This is a genomic window from Companilactobacillus ginsenosidimutans (genome assembly GCF_001050475.1).
Classification (GTDB): Bacteria; Bacillota; Bacilli; order Lactobacillales; family Lactobacillaceae; genus Companilactobacillus; species Companilactobacillus ginsenosidimutans.
Genome location: NZ_CP012034.1, coordinates 812,164 through 834,293 on the forward strand (window position 1 = coordinate 812,164; position 22,130 = coordinate 834,293).

Annotated in this window: 16 protein-coding genes, 2 tRNA genes, 3 rRNA genes and 1 riboswitch; of the genes, 3 read left to right on the forward strand and 18 right to left on the reverse strand. The window is 37.9% G+C overall.

Translation table 11 applies throughout. The annotated features are described in order from the left end of the window. Nucleotides 1-13 precede the first annotated feature (13 nt). Entirely contained in the window at nucleotides 14-1,315 is a 1,302-nt protein-coding gene (gene lysA / locus ABM34_RS04185; protein ID WP_048703677.1) for a diaminopimelate decarboxylase, read from the reverse strand. Between the two features lie 104 nt (nucleotides 1,316-1,419). Then, nucleotides 1,420-1,601, reverse strand: a riboswitch (Lysine riboswitch). A gap of 162 nt (nucleotides 1,602-1,763) precedes the next feature. On the opposite strand from lysA, the gene ABM34_RS04190 reads away from it, so the two are divergent. Together ABM34_RS04190 and dapF are read left to right on the forward strand one after the other, a co-directional pair. Further along, nucleotides 1,764-3,137 (forward strand): aspartate kinase, encoded by a 1,374-nt coding sequence (locus ABM34_RS04190; protein ID WP_048703679.1) that lies wholly within the window; start codon nucleotides 1,764-1,766, stop codon nucleotides 3,135-3,137. After that, a complete protein-coding gene (gene dapF, locus ABM34_RS04195) occupies nucleotides 3,138-4,118 on the forward strand; it encodes a diaminopimelate epimerase (protein ID WP_048703682.1) in 981 nt (326 codons plus the stop codon). A gap of 160 nt (nucleotides 4,119-4,278) precedes the next feature. On the opposite strand, the gene ABM34_RS04200 is transcribed toward dapF, so the two are convergent. The 12 genes from ABM34_RS04200 to ABM34_RS04255 all read right to left on the reverse strand — a co-directional run bounded on the left by ABM34_RS04200 (nucleotide 4,279) and on the right by ABM34_RS04255 (nucleotide 18,908). After that, nucleotides 4,279-4,368 (reverse strand) — tRNA-Ser (locus ABM34_RS04200). A 14-nt stretch (nucleotides 4,369-4,382) separates the two neighbouring features. After that, nucleotides 4,383-4,455: transfer RNA gene (locus tag ABM34_RS04205), tRNA-Asn, on the reverse strand. 12 nt (nucleotides 4,456-4,467) lie between these two features. After that, nucleotides 4,468-4,584, reverse strand: a 5S ribosomal RNA gene (rrf, locus tag ABM34_RS04210). Between the two features lie 70 nt (nucleotides 4,585-4,654). Further along, nucleotides 4,655-7,573: ribosomal RNA gene (locus tag ABM34_RS04215) — 23S ribosomal RNA — on the reverse strand. Nucleotides 7,574-7,756: 183 nt separating this feature from the next. Beyond that, nucleotides 7,757-9,330 (reverse strand): 16S ribosomal RNA (locus tag ABM34_RS04220). Together the 16S, 23S and 5S rRNA genes with 2 tRNA genes alongside form the textbook arrangement of a ribosomal RNA operon. A 733-nt stretch (nucleotides 9,331-10,063) precedes the next feature. Next, a complete protein-coding gene (locus ABM34_RS04225) occupies nucleotides 10,064-12,118 on the reverse strand; it encodes an LTA synthase family protein (protein WP_048703685.1) in 2,055 nt (684 codons plus the stop codon). Nucleotides 12,119-12,148: 30 nt separating this feature from the next. Continuing rightward, on the reverse strand, nucleotides 12,149-13,171 hold the full coding sequence (locus tag ABM34_RS04230; RefSeq protein WP_048703687.1) for a lysylphosphatidylglycerol synthase transmembrane domain-containing protein: 1,023 nt from the start codon (nucleotides 13,169-13,171) through the stop codon (nucleotides 12,149-12,151). After that, a complete protein-coding gene (locus tag ABM34_RS04235) occupies nucleotides 13,171-14,205 on the reverse strand; it encodes a glycosyltransferase family 4 protein (RefSeq protein WP_048703690.1) in 1,035 nt (344 codons plus the stop codon). The genes ABM34_RS04230 and ABM34_RS04235 overlap by 1 nt, the downstream gene beginning before the upstream one ends. After that, the gene (locus tag ABM34_RS04240; protein ID WP_048703691.1) at nucleotides 14,198-15,397 is read right to left on the reverse strand and encodes a glycosyltransferase family 4 protein; all 1,200 of its coding nucleotides are present in this window, start codon (nucleotides 15,395-15,397) and stop codon (nucleotides 14,198-14,200) included. The genes ABM34_RS04235 and ABM34_RS04240 overlap by 8 nt, the downstream gene beginning before the upstream one ends. 74 nt (nucleotides 15,398-15,471) lie before the next feature. After that, complete coding sequence (locus ABM34_RS04245; RefSeq protein WP_048703693.1) at nucleotides 15,472-15,966, reverse strand: QueT transporter family protein; 495 nt, start codon at nucleotides 15,964-15,966, stop codon at nucleotides 15,472-15,474. A gap of 166 nt (nucleotides 15,967-16,132) precedes the next feature. Then, nucleotides 16,133-16,783 carry a deoxynucleoside kinase gene (locus ABM34_RS04250; protein ID WP_048706352.1) on the reverse strand — a complete coding sequence of 217 codons (651 nt, stop codon included), beginning with the start codon at nucleotides 16,781-16,783 and terminating at the stop codon, nucleotides 16,133-16,135. 331 nt (nucleotides 16,784-17,114) lie between these two features. Beyond that, a complete protein-coding gene (locus ABM34_RS04255; RefSeq protein WP_048703694.1) occupies nucleotides 17,115-18,908 on the reverse strand; it encodes a DUF2207 domain-containing protein in 1,794 nt (597 codons plus the stop codon). 354 nt (nucleotides 18,909-19,262) lie between these two features. Between ABM34_RS04255 and ABM34_RS13150 the strand changes: the two genes are divergently transcribed. Continuing rightward, nucleotides 19,263-19,415: a hypothetical protein gene (locus tag ABM34_RS13150; RefSeq protein WP_157023215.1), complete on the forward strand. Its 153-nt coding sequence runs from the start codon at nucleotides 19,263-19,265 to the stop codon at nucleotides 19,413-19,415. 46 nt (nucleotides 19,416-19,461) lie between these two features. On the opposite strand, the gene ABM34_RS12910 is transcribed toward ABM34_RS13150, so the two are convergent. Genes ABM34_RS12910 through ABM34_RS04280 form a run of 5 tightly spaced genes read right to left on the reverse strand, consistent with a single transcriptional unit; the run spans nucleotide 19,462 to nucleotide 22,128 of the window. Then, complete coding sequence (locus ABM34_RS12910; RefSeq protein WP_053084444.1) at nucleotides 19,462-20,448, reverse strand: N-acetylmuramoyl-L-alanine amidase; 987 nt, start codon at nucleotides 20,446-20,448, stop codon at nucleotides 19,462-19,464. Between the two features lie 3 nt (nucleotides 20,449-20,451). Next, complete coding sequence (locus ABM34_RS04265; RefSeq protein WP_048703696.1) at nucleotides 20,452-20,778, reverse strand: hypothetical protein; 327 nt, start codon at nucleotides 20,776-20,778, stop codon at nucleotides 20,452-20,454. Further along, nucleotides 20,778-21,074 (reverse strand): hypothetical protein, encoded by a 297-nt coding sequence (locus tag ABM34_RS04270; RefSeq protein WP_048703698.1) that lies wholly within the window; start codon nucleotides 21,072-21,074, stop codon nucleotides 20,778-20,780. The genes ABM34_RS04265 and ABM34_RS04270 overlap by 1 nt, the downstream gene beginning before the upstream one ends. After that, nucleotides 21,071-21,457, reverse strand: coding sequence for a hypothetical protein (locus ABM34_RS04275; RefSeq protein ID WP_048703701.1), 387 nt, complete (start codon nucleotides 21,455-21,457; stop codon nucleotides 21,071-21,073). Before ABM34_RS04275 ends, ABM34_RS04270 begins: the two co-directional genes overlap by 4 nt. A gap of 14 nt (nucleotides 21,458-21,471) precedes the next feature. After that, nucleotides 21,472-22,128 (reverse strand): hypothetical protein, encoded by a 657-nt coding sequence (locus ABM34_RS04280; protein ID WP_048703703.1) that lies wholly within the window; start codon nucleotides 22,126-22,128, stop codon nucleotides 21,472-21,474. Nucleotides 22,129-22,130 lie beyond the last annotated feature (2 nt).

Genomic DNA, 22,130 nt, shown 5'->3' on the forward strand with positions numbered 1-22,130 from the left:
TAAATCCCCCACATTAAATGTAATCTTCATCAAGTCTAGTTAAATCTTCAAATGTTTCTCTCTTCACAACTAACTTATCTTTTCCATTTTCAACAAATACAACTGCTGGTCTTGGATTGCGATTGTAGTTTGAAGCCATCGAATATCCATAGGCTCCAGTATCAAGCATTGCGATAACATCCCCAGGCTCAGTTTTAGGTAAAGCTTGTTTATCAATCAAGATGTCACCTGACTCACAATACTTACCAGCTATATGAACTTCTTCATCAATATCAGCATTCATTTTATTGGCGACAACCGCCTCATATTTTGCTTGATACAATGCTGGTCGGATGTTATCACCCATACCACCGTCAACATTGACGTATGAGAGCATATCAGGAATATCTTTACGAGAACCCACGGTATATAAATTAAATCCAGCAGGGCCAACTATTGAGCGTCCTGGTTCAATCCATACCTCAGGTAGTGGAAGACCAGCTGATTTAGTTTGTTCCTTTATAGTAGAAACAATTTTATCAATAAAAACGTTTGCTCCAATCGGTTCATCTTCATCAGTATAGCTAATTCCAAAACCACCACCTAAATTAAAAATTTGAGGTGTATAATCAAATTCTTTTTTCCAATCAGCTGCAATTTCAACCATTTTGTTGGCTAACCCGACAAATCCATCAACTCCAAAGATTTGTGAACCGATATGCGCGTGAATCCCAATCAATTTCATCTGAGGAATTGCGAGAACTTGCTGAAGTGCTTCTTTATCTTGATCCGATTGAACATCAAATCCAAATTTACTATCAACTTGTCCTGTTTGAATATACTCATGTGTATGAGCTGAAATACCAGGTGTTAATCTCAACATAACATTGATGCTAGTATCTTTTTCTTCCAATATTTCTTTAAGCAACTTAATTTCTAAAAAGTTATCTAGGATAATGACACCAATTTTGTTATCAACGGCCATTTCCAATTCTTCTCTAGATTTATTGTTACCGTGGAAACTAATTTTATTAGCAGGAAACCCTGCTTTCAAAGCTGTATACAACTCTCCACCAGAAACAACATCTGTATGAAGTTTTTCTTGTTTCAATACTTGATACATTGCCACTGTAGCAAAAGCTTTACTTGCGTAACTAATTTCATATTTCAAACAAGTACTATCAAGGCTTGATTTAAAACTATTGATTGTCTTGCGAATCTCCTCCACATCGTAAACTACTAATGGAGTTCCATACTTGTGTGCCAATTCAACTGAATCAACGCCTCCAAGTATCAAATGACCATTGTTATCTGAATTCAATTCACTACTAATCATATATTTAATCTACCTTTCATTTTTAAGATAAAGGGATAAAAAAAGACCCCTTTGCTTACTTAAACAAAGAGATCCAAGAATCATTGATTTATTCTGCATCATAATTGTCGTAAGCGCACCGTAGCCGACTTTTTTGCTACGACAGTCCATGTCATCTTATTGACACGTCCCAGCACACTAAGTTCTGCATAGCCTAGCGCTTCGGCAACATTCCCTTTTAACAAGTTCTTAGTTCATACAGGAACTCCCTTGCATACTCATGTCTGTTGCGACCTCTATTCATTTGTTGGTTAAAACATTATAACAAGTCTAATAATTCGTCAAGTCTAAATCACGATATTCTCCTAGTTTTCTAACATTTAATATGATTTACTTGATTTAATACATAATAATGCTAGAGTTTTATTAAAACTATATTAATTTTCTAATTAATTTTGAGGTGATTTTAGTGAAAGTAGTTAAATTTGGTGGTAGTTCACTTGCTACAGGTGAACAGTTTAATAAGGTTGTCAGCATCATAGATGATGACTCAGATAGGAAAGTTGTCGTAACATCGGCGCCTGGAAAAAGGTTTGATGGCGACGTAAAAGTAACCGATCTATTGATCGAATACGCTAATCTCGTTTTAGAGAAAAAGGATTTCAAAGAAACTGTCGAAAAAATTGTCGACCGATATCAAGAAATTAGCGATTACTTTGAACTTGAAGATAGCACCATTAACACTATAAAACAAAAATTAGAGACTCTTGCCACCACTAAATTTTCTGACAACGATCATCTCATGGCTGCATTCAAGGCACACGGCGAATACATGAATGCGATTTTACTAGCTGCTGTATTAAATAGTGAAGGAATTCCTGCCAAATTTCTTGATCCAAAAGATGCTGGATTCTTAGTTGGCGGTGAACCTAATAATGCTGATGTATTAGAAGATACTTATCTTAATTTAAGTAAATACAAATTCGGTTCAGAACGTATCGTTTTTCCTGGATTCTTCGGATACAGTGAAGATGGCTCTATTTACACATTTACACGTGGTGGTTCAGATATTACTGGAGCTATCTTAAGCCGTGGATTTAAAGCTGATCTCTATGAAAACTTTACCGATGTGGATGCAATTTATGTTGCTAATAACCATGTTGTTAAAGACCCAGCTGCGATTCAAAAAATGTCATATCGAGAAATGCGAGAATTATCGTACGCCGGATTCTCCGTTTTCCAGGATGAAGCAATTATTCCTGCCGTTCAAGGACAAGTTCCTGTTAATGTTAAAAACACTAATAACCCAAGTGCCCCTGGTACTCTGATTGTTCCAGAACAATTTTTATTCAATCCTGCAAATCCCATCACAGGTATCGCAAGTTCAAAACGTTTTTCAGCCTTATATTTGCACAGATACCTATTAAATAAGGAAGTAGGATTCACATTACAACTTCTAAAAATATTTTATCGCTACGGAATTTCATATGAACATATGCCCTCCGGTATTGATGACTTAACAATTATCTTCGATAGGAGTAAATTATCTAAGACAACAATAAAGAATTTATGTAACGATATTAAAGAATCGCTTAATCCGGATTATATGGAATGGATAGATGATTACGCAATTATTATGGTCGTTGGTGAAGGAATTGCCCACACAGTGGACACAATGGGTAAAATCATTGATTCGCTAACTCAAAACAACATCGCTATTCATATGATTAACCAAGGTGCTTCACGAATTTCAATAATGATTGGAACTCGAATGAAGGATGCTGACAGAGCGGTTCGTCATATTTATGATACTTTCTTTAATAATGATGACGAGGTGGAATAAATGGTCCAATTACTCAAAGTTCATGGTTCAGAGAACCAATTTTTTATCCTAGATCAAACGCAACTTGATACACAATTGACTGATACAGAGTTAAGTCAATTGGGAATACAGCTTTGCAACCCAGAAAATGGTATTTTAGATGGTGCCGACGGTGTTCTAGTCGTTAATACATCAACTAACTCAGAAGCGTTAGCTCAAATGAGAGTCATCAATGCAGACGGTTCAGAAGCAAAGATGTGTGGGAATGGTTTAAGAACTGTTAGTCGCTATCTATCAGAAAAATACAATGAACCCTCTTTTAAAATTGAAACATTAGAAGCAAATTTAGACGTTAAAAAATCTGCAGATTTAGCCATCGGGGTCCCCGCCTTTAGCGTTCAAATAAAACCAATCTCATTTGAAGCTAAAGACTTACCTTTCTCATACAAAGGTATGAATGAAATGATTAACGAAGAAGTACCAGAATTCATCATGGGACAAACTTTTACATCAATTGCAGTTCCAAATCCACACTTGATAAGCTTTGTCGGACATATTAATGAAAAAGAACTTGGTATATTAGGTAAGACACTCAACTCACCCAATGAATATTTCCCTGAAGGTGTTAACGTAAGCTTTGCAGAAATTAGAGGCGACAATGAGCTGTTTGTTCAAACATATGAACGTGGTGTTGGCTTTACTAATGCCTGCGGTACAGGAATGTCTGCAACAAGTTTAGCCTTTGCGTTGCTACACAAAGATAAATTCACTGAAAGTGACGATATCTCAGTTTATAATCCAGGTGGAATGGTTAAAACACATATAACACTTGGTAATACAAAGGAACAAAGTGATATTCACCTAATTGGAAATGCTACATTTACTCATACACTAGATATTGATGAAGCTGATCTACACAGTTTGAATTTAAATAAATTTGATATTAAGTCAACTGGTGAAGAAAGTTTGTATCAAGATTTTGTAAGTGAAATTGTAAAATAATCTAACACTGTCATTAATTTGACGGTGTTTTTTTATGTCTCGAAGAAACTAATCAAAAGCTTTTGAGATTTCTGGTAACAAAAAAAAGTCATACAGCAACTTTACTGTATGACTTCAATAATATTGGAATGAATAATCCAGTATAATGTATACTACTAAGCGGAGAATAAGGGATTTGAACCCTTGATACAGGCAATACCCGTATACATGATTTCCAATCATGCTCCTTCAACCACTCGGACAATTCTCCAGGGCAAAAAAAAACTCCGGTTGTCAGACTCGAACTGACGACAACCTGATTAACAGTCAGGTGCTCTACCAACTGAGCTAAACCGGAATAAAAAACAAAGCGTGGCAACTACCTATCCTCGCGGGCAGTTTCCCACCAACTACTTTCGGCGTTAAGAAGCTTAACTTCTGTGTTCGGCATGGGAACAGGTGTATCCTTCTTGCTATCGCCACCACACTTCGTTTCCTCGTACCTTCAAAACTAGATATTAATCATAATGAATTCTTCACACTTCAAACTACGTGACGCGGTTAAGTCCTCGATCTATTAGTACTGCTCAGCTCCAAGTATCACTACTCTTCCACCCGCAGCCTATCTACGTCATATTCTTTAACGGATCTTACTTCCTTAACGGAATGGGAAATCTCATCTTGAGGGGGGCTTCACACTTAGATGCTTTCAGCGTTTATCCCGTCCATACGTAGCTACCCAGCGATGCTCTTGGCAGAACAACTGGTACACCAGAGGTATGTCCATCCCGGTCCTCTCGTACTAAGGACAGCTCCTCTCAAATTTCCTACGCCCGCGACGGATAGGGACCGAACTGTCTCACGACGTTCTGAACCCAGCTCGCGTACCGCTTTAATGGGCGAACAGCCCAACCCTTGGGACCGACTACAGCCCCAGGATGCGATGAGCCGACATCGAGGTGCCAAACCTCCCCGTCGATGTGAACTCTTGGGGGAGATAAGCCTGTTATCCCCAGGGTAGCTTTTATCCGTTGAGCGATGGCCCTTCCATTCGGTACCACCGGATCACTAACTCCGACTTTCGTCCCTGCTCGACTTGTCAGTCTCGCAGTCAAGCTCTCTTATACGTTTACACTCTACGAATGATTTCCAACCATTCTGAGAGAACCTTTGAGCGCCTCCGTTACTTTTTAGGAGGCGACCGCCCCAGTCAAACTGCCCACCAGACACTGTCCCTCGCCGCGATTATCGGCGTAGGTTAGAGTTTTCATATAACAAGGGTAGTATCCCACCAATGCCTCCATCGAAACTAGCGTTCCGATCTCTACGGCTCCTACCTATCCTGTACATGTCACACAAAAACTCAATATCAAGCTACAGTAAAGCTCCATGGGGTCTTTCCGTCCTGTCGCGGGTAACCCGCATCTTCACGGGTATTATAATTTCACCGAGTCTCTCGTTGAGACAGTGCCCAAATCATTACGCCTTTCGTGCGGGTCGGAACTTACCCGACAAGGAATTTCGCTACCTTAGGACCGTTATAGTTACGGCCGCCGTTTACTGGGGCTTCAATTCTCAGCTTCGCATAAATGCTAACTGATCCTCTTAACCTTCCAGCACCGGGCAGGCGTCAGCCCATATACGTCATCTTACGATTTAGCATAGACCTGTGTTTTTGATAAACAGTTGTTTGGGCCTATTCACTGCGGCTGGCTGTTGCACCAGCACCCCTTCTCCCGAAGTTACGGGGTCATTTTGCCGAGTTCCTTAACGAGAGTTCACTCGCTGACCTTAGGATTCTCTCCTCGACTACCTGTGTCGGTTTGCGGTACGGGTAGTTTATTTCTAACTAGAAACTTTTCTCGGCAGTGTGAGTTACTGTGCTTCGCTACTTAAATTTCGCTCCTCATCACAACTTGTCCTTATAGTTACAAGCATTTGACTCGTATCAAGACTTGTTGCTTGAACACACTTTTCCAGCTGTGTGCACACATCATCCTCCTGCGTCCTTCCATCGTTCAAACAAAATAAACTAGTACAGGAATCTCAACCTGTTTTCCATCGATTACACCTCTCGGTCTCATCTTAGGTCCCGACTAACCCTGGGAGGACGAGCCTTCCCCAGGAAACCTTAGTCTTTCGGCCGATCAGATTCTCACTGATCTTTCGCTACTCATACCGGCATTCTCACTTCTAAGAACTCCACTGCTCCTCACGGTACAGCTTCAATGCTCTTACAACGCTCTCCTACCACGTATCTTACGATACATCCACAGTTTCGGTATCATGCTTAGCCCCGGTACATTTTCGGCGCAGAATCACTCGACTAGTGAGCTATTACGCACTCTTTGAATGAATGGCTGCTTCTAAGCCAACATCCTAGTTGTCTGTGCATTTCCACATCCTTTTCCACTTAGCATGAATTTTGGGACCTTAACTGGTGATCTGGGCTGTTTCCCTTTCGACGATGGATCTTATCACTCACCGTCTGACTCCCGGGTATAGATCTATGGCATTCGGAGTTTATCTGAATTCAGTAACCCAAGACGGGCCCCTAGTCCAAACAGTGCTCTACCTCCACGATCCTTTTCCCCGAGGCTAACCCTAAAGCTATTTCGGAGAGAACCAGCTATCTCCAAGTTCGTTTGGAATTTCACCGCTACCCACACCTCATCCCAGCATTTTTCAACATACATGGGTTCGGTCCTCCAATGCGTTTTACCGCATCTTCAACCTGGACATGGGTAGGTCACTTGGTTTCGGGTCTACATCTACATACTTAGTCGCCCTATTCAGACTCGCTTTCGCTACGGCTCCGTATCTTCTACTTAACCTTGCATGCAAACGTAACTCGCCGGTTCATTCTACAAAAGGCACGCCATCACCCATTAACGGGCTTTGACTACTTGTAGGCACACGGTTTCAGGATCTATTTCACTCCCCTTCCGGGGTTCTTTTCACCTTTCCCTCACGGTACTGGTTCACTATCGGTCACTAGGGAGTATTTAGCCTTGGGAGATGGTCCTCCCAGATTCCGACGGGGTTTCTCGTGTCCCGCCGTACTCAGGATACAGTCTAGAGTGGATCCGATTTCGCTTACGAGGCTTTCACTCTCTTTGGCTCAGCTTTCCAACTGATTCTGCTATCTTTTCCTTTTTTCTCATGTCGACTGTCCTACAACCCCAAAGAGCAAGCTCTCTGGTTTGGGCTGTTCCCGTTTCGCTCGCCGCTACTCAGGGAATCGATTTTTCTTTATATTCCTGCAACTACTTAGATGTTTCAGTTCATTGCGTCTTCCTCTTAAAAGCTATGTATTCACTTTTAAGTAATCATCCATTACGATGATTGGGTTCCCCCATTCGGAAATCCACGGATCATAGATTACTTACATCTCCCCGTGGCGTATCGTCGTTAGTTACGTCCTTCTTCGGCTCCTAGTGCCTAGGCATCCACCGTGCGCCCTTTATAACTTAACCTAAATTACAAAGGTAATTCTTATTTCTTTTTTGGCGGAATTGCTTCCGCCCGCAGTTTTCGGTGTTTCTTTAATTCATTATTTCTTAATATCCAGTTTTCAAGGTACGAGTGAGAGTAGACCTCTCAAAACTAAACAAAGTTTTAACTTGTGTATTCCGTGGTACCTAAGTACCTATCCTTAGAAAGGAGGTGATCCAGCCGCAGGTTCTCCTACGGCTACCTTGTTACGACTTCACCCTAATCATTTGTCCCACCTTAGACGGCTAGCTCCTAAAAGGTTACCCCACCGGCTTTGGGTGTTACAAACTCTCATGGTGTGACGGGCGGTGTGTACAAGGCCCGGGAACGTATTCACCGCGGCATGCTGATCCGCGATTACTAGCGATTCCAGCTTCATGTAGGCGAGTTGCAGCCTACAATCCGAACTGAGATCGGTTTTAAGTGATTTGCTTGCCCTCGCGAGTTCGCAACACGTTGTACCGACCATTGTAGCACGTGTGTAGCCCAGGTCATAAGGGGCATGATGATTTGACGTCGTCCCCACCTTCCTCCGGTTTGTCACCGGCAGTCTCACCAGAGTGCCCAACTTAATGCTGGCAACTGATAATAAGGGTTGCGCTCGTTGCGGGACTTAACCCAACATCTCACGACACGAGCTGACGACAACCATGCACCACCTGTATTCTTGTCCCCGAAGGGAAAAACTAATCTCTTAGTGTTTCAAGATATGTCAAGACCTGGTAAGGTTCTTCGCGTTGCTTCGAATTAAACCACATGCTCCACCGCTTGTGCGGGCCCCCGTCAATTCCTTTGAGTTTCAACCTTGCGGTCGTACTCCCCAGGCGGAGTGCTTAATGCGTTAGCTGCAGCACTGAAGGGCGGAAACCCTCCAACACTTAGCACTCATCGTTTACGGCGTGGACTACCAGGGTATCTAATCCTGTTTGCTACCCACGCTTTCGAGCCTCAGCGTCAGTTACAGACCAGAGAGCCGCCTTCGCCACTGGTGTTCTTCCATATATCTACGCATTCCACCGCTACACATGGAGTTCCACTCTCCTCTTCTGCACTCAAGTTTACCGGTTTCCGATGCACTTCCTCGGTTGAGCCGAGGGCTTTCACATCAGACCTAATAAACCGCCTGCACTCGCTTTACGCCCAATAAATCCGGATAACGCTTGCCACCTACGTATTACCGCGGCTGCTGGCACGTAGTTAGCCGTGGCTTTCTGGTTGAATACCGTCAATACATGAACAGTTACTCTCACGCATGTTCTTCTTCAACAACAGAGTTTTACGATCCGAAAACCTTCTTCACTCACGCGGCGTTGCTCCATCAGACTTTCGTCCATTGTGGAAGATTCCCTACTGCTGCCTCCCGTAGGAGTTTGGGCCGTGTCTCAGTCCCAATGTGACCGATTACCCTCTCAGGTCGGCTACGTATCATCGTCTTGGTGAGCCGTTACCTCACCAACTAACTAATACGCCGCGGGTCCATCCTAAAGCGATAGCAGAACCATCTTTCAAACAATAACCATGTGGAAATTGTTGTTATGCGGTATTAGCACCTGTTTCCAGATGTTATCCCCCACTTTAGGGCAGGTTACCCACGTGTTACTCACCCATCCGCCGCTCACTCAAATGTAAAATCAATCAGGTGCAAGCACCTTCATTCATTTACCAGAGTTCGCTCGACTTGCATGTATTAGGCACGCCGCCAGCGTTCATCCTGAGCCAGGATCAAACTCTCATATTTTGATTGTTTGTGACTCATTTGTTATTAATTATTATTACTAACGAACTGACTTCGTTATAATTGTTTCTTTGACCTTATATAATAAGGCCTACACAATTAGCGTTAAAACTTTGTTCAGTTTTCAAAGGTCTATCACTCTAGTAAGCGCTTACGCTCACCAGTGCTATATTAGTTTATCAATCTGACAATCTAATGTCAAGGATTAATTTAACTTTTGTTTCATATAAATCATTGTGATTTATATGAATTGTTACTTCGATAAGCAACTTAATTATCATATCTAATTATCAACTTCATGTCAACAATTATTTTGATTAATTAATATCTCAACTCGTTTACTTGCTAAGAATATTTCCTATCGAGTAACTTTATAATTATACCAAGCTGATAACCATAAGTCAACAACTTTTTTATAATTATTATTTAGCTATCTCGCTTTCGCTTGATAGCCTTGATGTTGTTCATGTCTCGCAACAACAAATAATATCTTACCAATTCACTTCCATGCATGCAAGTGTTTTTTTACATATTTTTCAATTTATTTTCACTTCGCTGTTTTTATAGTTCGACATTCCTATTTAATCGCGTTAAAACGCCATTTTGCTTATTTGATATTAGCCAATTTCAAAACAAACTAAGTAATTTTCATTGAGATAAGTCTTTCTTCTTTCATGAAAGTAGTACTCATTATACATAAAAAGGGTAATGAAGTTAATCTTCATTACCCTTTTATCTATTTGAGTTCTGGTGCATCTGTTTGATATAGATTCATTAACGACTTATTGTCATTCTGGGCTAATATGCTTGTACCATTCTTGGTACGTGCCTTTTTCAATTCTTTTAAAGCAGTACTCTTCTTATAAGAGTAATCCTTCTTATCAACAGTAGCGAATCCTTCTGGTTTATAGAACCTTAACAAATCACCATTGATAACACGATCAGATAGAGATAGTTCGGTTGTCACTCTGTTAGACATTTGTGCCTTCTGAGTCGCAGAAAGACTTTTATCTACTTTACCATTCTTAGTATTGTAATACGTACTTCCCACCTTAGTTACATCTGGAGATACAAAATCTCCATTTCTAAATGCGACTATTTGCGAGTGTTGTGGTGATAGTAAGTCACTACCAAATTGAATCATGTTTTTATCATTGACTCCAAGCAAATTCAATAATGTAGGTAGAACATCTATTTCTCCACCATAAGTATGGTTCACACCACCCTTTAATCCATCCATATGAATCATGAATGGTACACGCTGATACTGTGCATTATCAAAATCATTGAAATTCTTGATTCCAGTAATCTTAGACATAGCTTTTTTATGGTTATCAGAAATACCATAGTGATCGCCGTAGAACACAACCATACTAGTTTTATCGAGTCCAGTGGCTTTAAGCCAATCCATAAACTCACCAATTGATTGATCCAAATAACGTGCAGTTTGAACATAACCATTTACAGTGCTGTCCCCTGTATCCGTCTTACTAATACTTTGGTTCTTCTTATCCAGTGAATATGGATAATGGTTAGTAACTGTAATGAGTTTTGCATAGAACGGTTGTGGTAATTGTTGAATATATTGAGCAGAGTCTCTAAGGAAAATTTTATCCTTCATACCATAACCGACGTTATAGCTCTTCTTTTGCTTATAGTAGTTGGAACTAAAGAAGTAATCATAACCCCATGACTTATATGTGTTATCACGATTCCAGAAACTTGGAACATCCCCATGGAACGATGCTGTTGTGTATCCCTGTTGATCCATAATTGCAGGAGCAGCTTGGAATGTATTTGTTGTTCCGTCGGTAACCATTGCCGCACCTTGAGGTAAACCAAATAACGAGTTTTCAAGCATCAACTCAGCATCAGCAGTTTTACCCTGTCCAACTTGGTTAAAGAAATTGTCGAAACTAAGGGTATCATTCTGGTGGTATATCTTATTTAAGTTAGGAGTAACTTCCTGATCATCCCACTTATAATCAATTAAATATTGTTGAAAACTTTCCAAGTGGATTATGAAGACATTCTTGCCTTTTGCTACACCGGAGTATTCCACATTGGGCGCAGCGTAATTGTCTTTCATATACTTTTGAATCGAATCTAAATCTGAACTCTTTGATTGTGCCTTAACAGCACTTGTCTTTGTAGTTTTCACGACATCGTATACATTAAATGCGTTTAGACCTAAATACTTAACAATGTAGTTATTATCGAAAGTTCTAGTAAGCAATCCTGAACGATCACTTTCTGCCAAAGTTAAATTAGCTCCAAATAGCAATACTGCTAATGATGTAATCAAAATTGGAATACGCCACTTAAGTCGTTTAACATCCATCCTGATTACCTTAAATGCCAATAATAATATTAAAATAAGGACATCAATAAATACTAAAAAGTCAGTTGGTTGAACAATTCCTGCAATACTCTTACCAAGGTTGTTCGAAACCGATCCAGAACCTTTGATAAGTATCATTGTTAAAAAGTCTGAGAATTCACGATAATACAAGATGTTTGAGAATAGCCAAACAGAGTCTAGAAAATCTATAATCAATAAGAAAATATACGATTTTCTACCCTTCATATACAGTGCCAAACCAAATAACAGTAGCATAACCGGAATAGGATTAATCACCATTAAAAACGTTTGAAGTGATCCCTTGACACCAAGGTTGAATTTCGTGGTATATGCATAAACTGTTTTGATAGTATATAGAACTACTGCTAAGATGACAAAACCCAATCTAGTATTTAAAAAATTTGAGAAACCTTTGATAATACGCTTCATGTGTTTTCGCTCCATAATCTTACTTTAGCATTATGCTTTATTTTTATTTAAGTTGGGCTTCTTCGAAACCCCAATCATCCCCAAGAACATACCAAAGAAGTATGTAATAAATCTCCACAAAAACATAGCTAAAATCAATCCGGAAGCTGATGGAATAAAGCCTGCAAATAAGGCTTTAAAACTAACTTCTGCCCCACCAGTACCACCTGGAACTGGAAAAATGGATGTAATCATCACAATCATAATTTGCATAACAATTACATCAAGTAAATTAATATGATGAACGTTTAGAGCCAACAGTACGAAGTAAACAACGAAATAGTATAAAAAGAGCTGCAACACTGTTAATACCGCTGCCTTAATTACTTTCTTACGTTCTTTTTTTAATACCAGACTTTCATTGTAGAAACTATCAATACTACGGTCAGCTGACTCTAAAATTTTATCACGTTTTTCATCTTTAAGGAAAAATAATACTGGTTTTAAGACAACTTGAACCATTCTCTTAGTGAAGTTGTAATAGTACATAATCATTAACAAGAAAGAAATGGTTACTACGTGTATTACTAATCCAAATAAAATTAGCAAGGCTAGTCCGCCAAAATGTCTTGCAACGCTCTGAAAGCTAACTAACATTGCAACTACGAAATTGATTAGCACCATCCCTTGATAGATGACAAACTTCATTAGCAAAACGGAACTAGCTCTTCCTCCATCAATTTTTGATTGCATCAAACCAACTAATTGTGCAGGCTGACCACCCGAAGAAAACGGAGTAATTGCATTGAATAAAGCCTGGATGAGTGGAATACGATACATTTCCCACCAGCCAAACTTACGGTCTTCTTTTTTCTTTAGTAATGTGTGCAGCACCCAAGCTTCCACGGCATATGAAAGTAACATGGATACAAAAGCAATAACTAACCAAAAAAAGTTGAGCCCTTTAAAAATATTAACTAGTGATTCAAAATTGATATCTTTAGCTTCCCACCAAAAAATACCGGCACCAAGGCCCAACATTACTAACAATGCAAAAATGTTTTTTCTACTCATCATTTATCCTGTTTATATATTTTGTATTGGTCATTATAAAACTTATACCAAATCTCACTTAAGTGATCTGGAGAATAGTAACTTGAAGCTTCTTTAGATTTCTTTTTAAAATCAGCCAAAATTCCACGATTATTATTAGCCCGGTTAATGAAGTCACTCATTTCGGCTCTATTTTCCGCTGGTTCATAATATCCGTCAATAATTGCTTGATAGAGTTCGAGATTACGAAGTAATACAGGGGCTCCACAACTAAATGCTTCTAAAACTGACATTGGAAATAGTTCATCATAAGATGGCAACAAGAAAATATCACAAATGTTATAGTAGTTCACTAAATCATTTCTATCAACAATACCTGTGAATTTCATATTTTCAGGTGCATCTTCCAACATCTTTTTATAACGATCATACCCGTCAGTTATCTTGCCAAATGAAAATCCACCTGCCCAAATAAATTGAATGTCTGGGTTTTCTTGTGCTAATTTGTAAAAGTCGTCAATTCCCTTACGTTCTTGAACCTGTCCATCCCCGAAAACAACAAACTTGTCTTCAGGAATGTTCATTTTCTTTCTGAAAGCAGATTTCTCTTCGTCTGACTTCTCATAAAAAGTCTCAGTTGAGACGAAATTAGGAATATATTTAATTTTTTCGCGTTTTAACCCATGTGCGACTAACTTATCAATAAAAGTTGGATTAACTACAACAATCTGATCCATCCTCTTATAAAAGCTAATCACATATTTATAAAAGATATTTCTGAATAACTTAGGAAGTTTGATGCTCCCCTCTAAAGTTTCGGGCAAGAAATGTACGTAGCCAATTTTTCGACCACGCTTCTTTGAAAATGTTGATAAATAAAATGTTGGATTAATAGTGTGATAATGACTTAAATCAGCACGAGAATACTTGTTAATTTTAATATCAAAATCCTTACTGAAGCGACTCTTCAATAAGTTCACTAACTCAATATAAGCACTACCAACACCCTGTCCTGCCACTTTATCAGCAGTTGAAAACATGGTGATTTTAATCATTCGAATACTCCTCTGGATCTATTGATGAGTTCGACAATTTTTCTCGAACAAAATACTCTTGAGCGCTGTGGTAAAAACTAAGTACAGAATCACCAAACTTATCTGAAGAAATGTTGTAAAGAATTCTCTGTCTAGCATCCCTATCATCAAACGAGTTTGGATGATCTAAGTAGGCAATTATCTTAGGAATCAGTTGATCATCTTGATTAAATGTCACACCCACAGACGGATCTGTTAATAGCTGATCCGTGTATGGTGCACTTCTAACAACAATCTTTAATCCAGATGCGATTGCTTCAATATAAGTTAAACCTTGTGATTCAGTATCACTCGAAGAAACAAATATATTTGCCATGTGATAATAAGGCGAAATCTTGTCATGCTCAACTTCACCAGTGAAAATAACATTATCTGTAATATGCAAGTCTTTTGACATCTGGACTAATTCATCCATGTCTGGACCACCACCAACAATCACAAGCATTAATTTAGGATTGTATTTAATTAATTCCGGCATTGATCTTAATACATGATCAATTTTTTTCTCCAACGCTATACGACTTAACATTAAAATTACTGGCTGGTCTTCAGCAATGCCCAATTTTTCACGAACAATTGTTGAATCCACTGGTTTAGTGTATTCAGACAAATCAACACCTGTTGGAATAATTGAGATTGGCGCTTCAATTTTATATCTATCCAAAGTTGCTTTAACTTGCTTACTTGGCGCTACCACACCTGATGCATTATTAATAAACATACGAGACATTTGCTTTACGTGATATGGCTTGAGTAAATGGCCATTTAGTACATAATGCAAATAATCCTCATACATGGTGTGATAAGTATGTACGAACGGTATTTTTAATTGTTTTGCGACAAATTTTCCAATTAGACCCAATGAAAATTCAGTTTGGGTATGAATTATATCAAGTTTTAATTCCTTAGCTAGATCAACAGCATGAAACATCCCTCTAATGGCAATTCTTCTATCAGTAAAGGAAATGAATGGTACACTACCTAATCGAAAAATATTAGGCTCAATAGTTGTTTTAGAAACACTAGGATCAGTAGTTGTAAAAATATACACTGAATGACCCTTTCGTTCTAGATCGTTTTTTAAGGTTTGAATTGAAGTGGCAACACCACTAACTTGAGGGAAATAAGTATCGGTAAATATTCCGATATTCATAAACAGCATCTCCTCATAACTTTATATTGAAGATTATAACAAAAAAGGGAGATTGATTTCTCCCAATCCAGGCGTTATTTGATTATTCTAACAAAATTACGGTTATTCATAAGGAAGTAAAATACAACAGTTCCTACTGCAACTACCGCAAATTCACCAATTGCTACGGTTCCCACTGTTAACCAGAATGGTACATGAATGACATAGAACAATTCTGCTCCAACAATAAGGCCATTTACAACAGCACAAAATACTGGCACTAACCAAATTAGTTTCATCTTGTTAGAAATCAAAACGATTAGTAAACAAGAAATTGCAGTTGCCATTGTTCCAAATATTAAATCTGGTAACCCTAGTTGACTGCTAAAAATGTTAGTAATAAAACATCCAATTATCAATGACCAACTATATTTAGGATTGAAGAAAACCAATAACATTAATATTTCAGATACTCTAAATTGTATTGCTCCATAGGCGAAAGCCGATAATCCGGGTGCCAATGTCAAAGCTACATATAATGCAGCTACAATTGCTAATCTAGTAATATCTCTTACTTTTAAATTGCGCATAATAAAAAAATCCTTTCACTGTTTTGTTAGGACAGGTTACCAGTGCAAACTGCCAATTAATAATGTTAACTTTTTTGACACTGATAAGCAACTTACAAAAATGTAATACTGTCCACCATACAAAAAAATCCTGTAACATCCACTCGGATATTACAGGATAATAATTTTACAACTTAGGCAATAAATCACGTTCATTTAATTTAGTATCAATTTGATTTAAAACAATTTGTAAATCGTCCTTGTTTTCAACATAATCCAATTGATCACCATTAATTTTCATTTTTGGACTGTAATCATATTCATCATACCAGTCATCATAACGACCAAGTAAATTGTGATAATAATCAACCAAAGTTGGATCCTGTTCTGGCTGTTCATAGTCACGTCCACGTTTCTCAATGCGCTTGATCATTGTGTCATATGAGATATCAATATGAATTAACAAGTCTGGTGCTTTTTTAGCGGCTGCATATGGAAGTTCTTGCATCATATTATCAAGAAGCTCGTCATAGACCTTCACTTCTTGTTGTGTTGCACGACCCATGTCGGCGTTCATGTGGAAGAACAAAGCATCTTCATAAATTGAACGGTCTAACACGTTATTATCATCAGCCAAAGCTTTTTTAATTGATTCAAAACGTTTATTTAAAAAGTAAATTTGTAGTAGGAAAGCATATTGCTTAGGGTCTTTATAGAACAATGGCAAAACTGGATTATCATCTACTTGTTCATAAAAAGCCTCTGTTCCTAAATGTTCTGACAAAATTGTTGCTAACGTACTTTTACCAGCACCAATTGTGCCACTTAATACGATCATCATTATATTCCTCCATCTGGTCCAAAAAAATCAATAGCTAATATCTTACCACTCAGAACTATATGTTGTATATAAATATTTTGAATATTCTATATATGGTGTCTTTTGATGATTTATAAACGCTGATATATCAATATTTTAGTCAAAAAAAAAGATCCTCACACACTGTGAGGACCCTTCTCGTCAATTCCCTTTTTCGTTCCAGTGAATATAATACCAATTCAATATAACATTGGGGTTACAAACTTGTTTCTTTATAACTTTTTTAATCGCAATTAAAAAAGTATTAAGACGATAAGAAAAAGTTAACATTTTGTTTGTTTCATGTTCTCTAAAAGGCTCCACCACCGGAACCTCCTCCAAATCCACCTGAACTTCCACCAGAAAATCCTCCAGAACTACCACCTATACTAGAATTGGAGCCATTTCCGGCATTAATTGCACTAGAAATTGAAGAAGTAAAATCAAAATTGTTGGACAATCCAGCAACTGCCCAGTAATAATAAACGAAGCTTGGATCGTTGAGCACTTGATCACTAAATTCAACCTTCAGTGCTTTTATGACTTTGTCTGAAACTCCAAACGCAACTGCATAGGGAAGAATTTGTTCCCAAAGGATTAAATCTCCTACGTCTGCCAATTTGATATCATCGATATCCTTCAGCATTTGTTTAAATCCACGTAATTCATTAGCTAGTATCTCACCTTTTTCTGTGTATACTGATATCCTCTTTTTAACTTGAAAATAGGTGGTCCATGAAAATACTAATCCAATCAGAAGTACACAGACTAATAATATCCACTTATCCGAATAAGTAACCATTCCAATACCTGCCATTATGACAGACAATACACTAGTTAATATAGCTCCCATTGAAAATGAACTTATTCTATCTGTATTCTTCTTATCAAAGAATTGTTCACGTCCACGTGCTGCACGTTTGCTCCATGCACTAAACCTCTTTGATAACTTACTCTTTGAGCTCTTATTGATTTGTTTGATTGTGACCTTCTCACCATCACCAATGTCATTAATTAGATATTGAAAAATTTTGTCATCAGGCAACTTGTTAGCTTTGATTTCAAAAGTTTTATCTAATTTAATTATTTCTAAATTACGCTTGTTAACTTCAACTAACATGTCTGCAGTAAGTGATGCACTATTGGCAGTATCAGCTTTATCGATCACTATTTGTGCCATACTTGGAGATACCGCCGGAACCTCGAACCAATGATGAAGAGGTATTGGCATTTCATGTTTGTTTACTGGATTTTTCCTTAGTTGATAAAAAATATTGATAAAGATTCCAATAATTACCAATACATATACTAATAAGGAAACATAAAATATCCGTCTCGGTATAGCACGTTGTTTATTGGCTTCAATTGCTAACGATTTTTCTTTTTTCAAAATATTAGATTTTGCATTTTTATTAACAAACTTAGTGTTCAAAGATGTAACAGACGTAGGAAAAATGATATGGCTCTCAACAAATTGATTAGCATCAACATGTTTTACAGACATCGTGACAGCACCTTTATCTCTATTTACATCAGTAAAACCATCTAATGGACCGTGAGACCATGCCTGTAACTCTGAAACATTATTAGAAGGAAGATTAATTACAATATTCACATTGTTAAGTGGCTCATCCCAACCCGATCCGATCACTTTCCAATTGAGCTCAGCCGTATCTTTGTAATTCGTAATTACACCTAACAATTTATATCGATAAATATAGGTTGCGGAATCATTAGTAATATTGTGATAAACAGTTATCTTCATGTTATCAGAGGAATTGTTTACCTTAAAAGTATTGTCCTTCTGACTTTCAGAAGGCTTTAAAGAAATTGTTCCGTCATTACCTTTGATCTCTACACGTGGATTCTCTAACGATTTAATACCCACAAGATCCTGATTGTAGTAAACACCATGAAAGTTTCCCGCAAATTTATATTTCATCTTCTGTGTAACATCTGCATCTCCATTCTTCTGCACATCAACATTAACGTCATATTTAGAGATCTTATATGAGTCATCTGCCCTAGCAGTTGAAACATTAAACTGAATAACAATAAGAAATGCCATGATTAACGCAGAAAAAACTATCCCAATTTTTTTCATTTTAACCCCCTGAATTGCTTTAATTATACATTAGTAGTAAGAAAAACAAGAACAAAAAGAACAACCAACTTGATGTTTATTGTTAAATATCTTGTGTCGAAATTCAGCAAAAAAAAGACAACCATCAAATGATGATTGTCTTTTGGATAATTGCGTTAATCAATTATACCGGTGATCGGGGTCGAAACAGTTGATACATCAAGCATTCAAGCTATTTAGTGTGCCACCTATGTGCTAATGTGCGTTCTAATCTCTACCATTATATAGTGTTTATTTTATGCACTTTATTTTTCCACGGTAATTCCCACCACTTTTCTCGTAATTTATTAAGAACCAAAACTAGGAGGAAACAACATGAATGATTTAATTTTAGTACATGAAAGCTACTTGATAGACTTACCCGATTTCTTAAAAGAATTTCTAATTGATCGTAGCACGTGGAATGAAGATGGATACTATTTAATTCACGATAGAGATATGTTTGCAGCACTCACATTAATACAATAAAAAAAGCCCACACCTAAATTAATAGATGTGGGTATTATTGTATCTTTTATCCCTTGAATCCAGAACCTTGCTGGAATTTAACTGGGATATATTCATCTGTGGAAACTTGATAGCACCAGCCTACATTAGGTACTTTAAATAGTTCTTCACCAGTTGCCCATGAAGTGCCACCTTTAAATACTTGGTTGCTGTCCTTGATACTTTGACCTTTAGAATTGTATGCATTAACTCCATAGCCGTCTAAATAATTGATAACGATCTTACCTGCCTTGTCAGTCACTGATTGTGGAATGTAAGTATCATTGCCGATTTTAAAGTATGCTTTTTTGTCACGTACTAGAATATCAGCTGATTGCCATGCCGTGCCACTAAGGATATCAGTCCCAATATGGGGAACGCCTTTGCTATTTGTTGTGGTAAATGCTTTGAAGTAGTCAGCTGTCACAGTCACCACATTATTAATAGTGGCTTTCTTCTCTGGTTCGGGCTCGTCATCAAATCCGTTTGCAAGGTCATATGCTAGCTGTGATTTAGTGATACCCATGCTTGCAAAATAAGGATAAGGGTCAACATGGTCGCCGCCAAAATTATTAGTTACCCATTGGTGTGTCTTGATTCCGTTGCCCCTACCATCTAGAACAAGTGGGATACCGTAAGCATTAGCGTAGTAGCGAGCTACTTCCACATACAAACGATAGGCTTCTCGAAATCGTTGCTTGTCGCCTGTTCTTGCAAACTCGATTTGTACGGGGGCATAAGGGTTAGCTGTTAATGCTCCCCACGATACGTAGCCTGGTTCACCGATTTGGTAAACTTGTGCCTTACCGTCCATGTATCCTACGAAAAACTGAACGTAAGCGTTGCCGTAGTTATTGTGCATGAACTGTACTTCATGTAGTAACGCTTGTGAATCTCGCTTGTCGTTATCGTTTCCAGATTCGTGGAGAATAATAAAACGGTTAGAAGCTAGCCGTGTATCACCTTTGTAATCGCCTAGTGTGTATGTCTTATTAATGATATTAGGATTAAACATATTCTATCCTTTCATATCCAGATTTTTTTGTTCTTTGGTTGGTTTCCACTCCGTCGAATATCCACCGGCAATACCTTTGATACCAGTGAATAATCCAGCTGTGGAAGCACCAACTAGGAAACCAGCAAGGCAAGCCTTACCTAGTTCCTGCTCGTGGAAAATCAATCCAATAATCAATCCAGAAAAAATACCCACAGCCATTGCGATAAATGGCATGTAGGCATTTTTAATTTTAGTTTGTTTTAATGCTTGAGTAATTGCGTAAACAATCACCGCCATAATGACTAACTCCGCTGAATTAATCAAGTTCATTCCCATAATATAATCCATTAATTTTCACTCTCCCAATCTTGAAATTTACTATTCAAGGCACTCATTTGCCTTGTTAATTGATCAATGATTTTACTTTGTTCATCAATTTTCACATTTAGTTTTATAACTTGTTCTTTCAACTCGTCCCGTTCATTAGTTATCTTATCTAATCTATCCCACATGATATCAGTGTGTTCAGCGTATACAGATTCATTTGAACTTGTGTTCTTTAACTTCTGTCCCCAAACGCCAAACATGCCCGATACAATAGCACCACCAATAGCCGAGATAATAATTTTCAGCGTATCGTTCAACGTGGTATGCCCCAAATCGATTCAACCATCACACGCAACACAATGAAACCTGTGATGATTGTTGTGTATCTGGGGATAGTAAAAGGACCAACTATATCATGTAGTAAAAAGATTATGAAATAGAAGGTCCAAATGAATAAGAGTGTAAATGTAACAACCGCCTTATTTGCTTCCGTAAAATGTTTGGATACTGATATCAGTGTAACGTAGAATCCCACAATCATTAATACGATAGCAAACGGTGGGTCATCCACGACTTTGACGAATACGGGCATGTGCAGGGGTTGATCAACAAAATTATTATCTAACCCGAAGAACATTCCTAGGATAAAAGTCTCCAATCCTGTTATAGTCCAAAACCTGTTCTCTCGCACGTATTTCATGTCGTCACCTTCTTTTAGTAGACTTCGATTGAATCAATAAGAGGTATCGGATAACCTAAAGCTATTGCTTGTGATTGCATACCAACAGACTCTTTCGTTCCTGATGTTTGAAGAGCAAGGCTTCCATTTTCATCACTACGAACCAATATTGAAGCCGCGTTGTTTTCAGTAGCAAGTAGATAGATGTCGGTATCCTTTACCAGTTTTCCATCATTATAAATTGATAGGAGAATTTCACTATTTCTATTAATCAGAGGAGGATAAATACTTATAACATTTTGCTTTTCCAACTTATATGTTAATGAAAATCGTTCAATTGTATCAAAAAAGTACGGACCAATTCCGATGTTTGGAGTGTCGAATATTAAAGCATTGGAACTATCCAAAACGAACTCTACGTAGCCACTGTCAGATTTTCTTCCTATTGCAATGGGAGTATGTGCTTTCAAATGAATAATAATCCCATTTGGCACATTACTCAAATCTGATCTTACTTGCTTAAATCTGTACGTAACTGCAGGTGCAGTTGAACTATTATCAGTACTTAAAATGTCGTTAGCTTGTATTATTTCACCTTTTGTTAATTCATTTTGCCACACTAAATCGCTACCAACATATTCCTTGCCATATCCAGCTACATTGTACTTAACGCCGTTGTTGTAAATCGCCATAT

What these genes read in the sequence shown, in the direction of transcription:
- lysA (WP_048703677.1), bottom strand. Translation starts at nt 1,315, where the DNA reads ATGATTAGTAGTGAATTGAATTCAGATAACAATGGTCATTTGATACTT.
- dapF (WP_048703682.1), top strand. Translation starts at nt 3,138, where the DNA reads ATGGTCCAATTACTCAAAGTTCATGGTTCAGAGAACCAATTTTTTATC.
- ABM34_RS04225 (WP_048703685.1), bottom strand. Translation starts at nt 12,118, where the DNA reads ATGAAGCGTATTATCAAAGGTTTCTCAAATTTTTTAAATACTAGATTG.
- ABM34_RS04230 (WP_048703687.1), bottom strand. Translation starts at nt 13,171, where the DNA reads ATGAGTAGAAAAAACATTTTTGCATTGTTAGTAATGTTGGGCCTTGGT.
- ABM34_RS04235 (WP_048703690.1), bottom strand. Translation starts at nt 14,205, where the DNA reads ATGATTAAAATCACCATGTTTTCAACTGCTGATAAAGTGGCAGGACAG.
- ABM34_RS04240 (WP_048703691.1), bottom strand. Translation starts at nt 15,397, where the DNA reads ATGAATATCGGAATATTTACCGATACTTATTTCCCTCAAGTTAGTGGT.
- ABM34_RS04245 (WP_048703693.1), bottom strand. Translation starts at nt 15,966, where the DNA reads ATGCGCAATTTAAAAGTAAGAGATATTACTAGATTAGCAATTGTAGCT.
- ABM34_RS04250 (WP_048706352.1), bottom strand. Translation starts at nt 16,783, where the DNA reads ATGATCGTATTAAGTGGCACAATTGGTGCTGGTAAAAGTACGTTAGCA.
- ABM34_RS04255 (WP_048703694.1), bottom strand. Translation starts at nt 18,908, where the DNA reads ATGAAAAAAATTGGGATAGTTTTTTCTGCGTTAATCATGGCATTTCTT.
- ABM34_RS13150 (WP_157023215.1), top strand. Translation starts at nt 19,263, where the DNA reads ATGAATGATTTAATTTTAGTACATGAAAGCTACTTGATAGACTTACCC.
- ABM34_RS12910 (WP_053084444.1), bottom strand. Translation starts at nt 20,448, where the DNA reads ATGTTTAATCCTAATATCATTAATAAGACATACACACTAGGCGATTAC.
- ABM34_RS04265 (WP_048703696.1), bottom strand. Translation starts at nt 20,778, where the DNA reads ATGGATTATATTATGGGAATGAACTTGATTAATTCAGCGGAGTTAGTC.
- ABM34_RS04275 (WP_048703701.1), bottom strand. Translation starts at nt 21,457, where the DNA reads ATGAAATACGTGCGAGAGAACAGGTTTTGGACTATAACAGGATTGGAG.
- ABM34_RS04280 (WP_048703703.1), bottom strand. Translation starts at nt 22,128, where the DNA reads ATGGCGATTTACAACAACGGCGTTAAGTACAATGTAGCTGGATATGGC.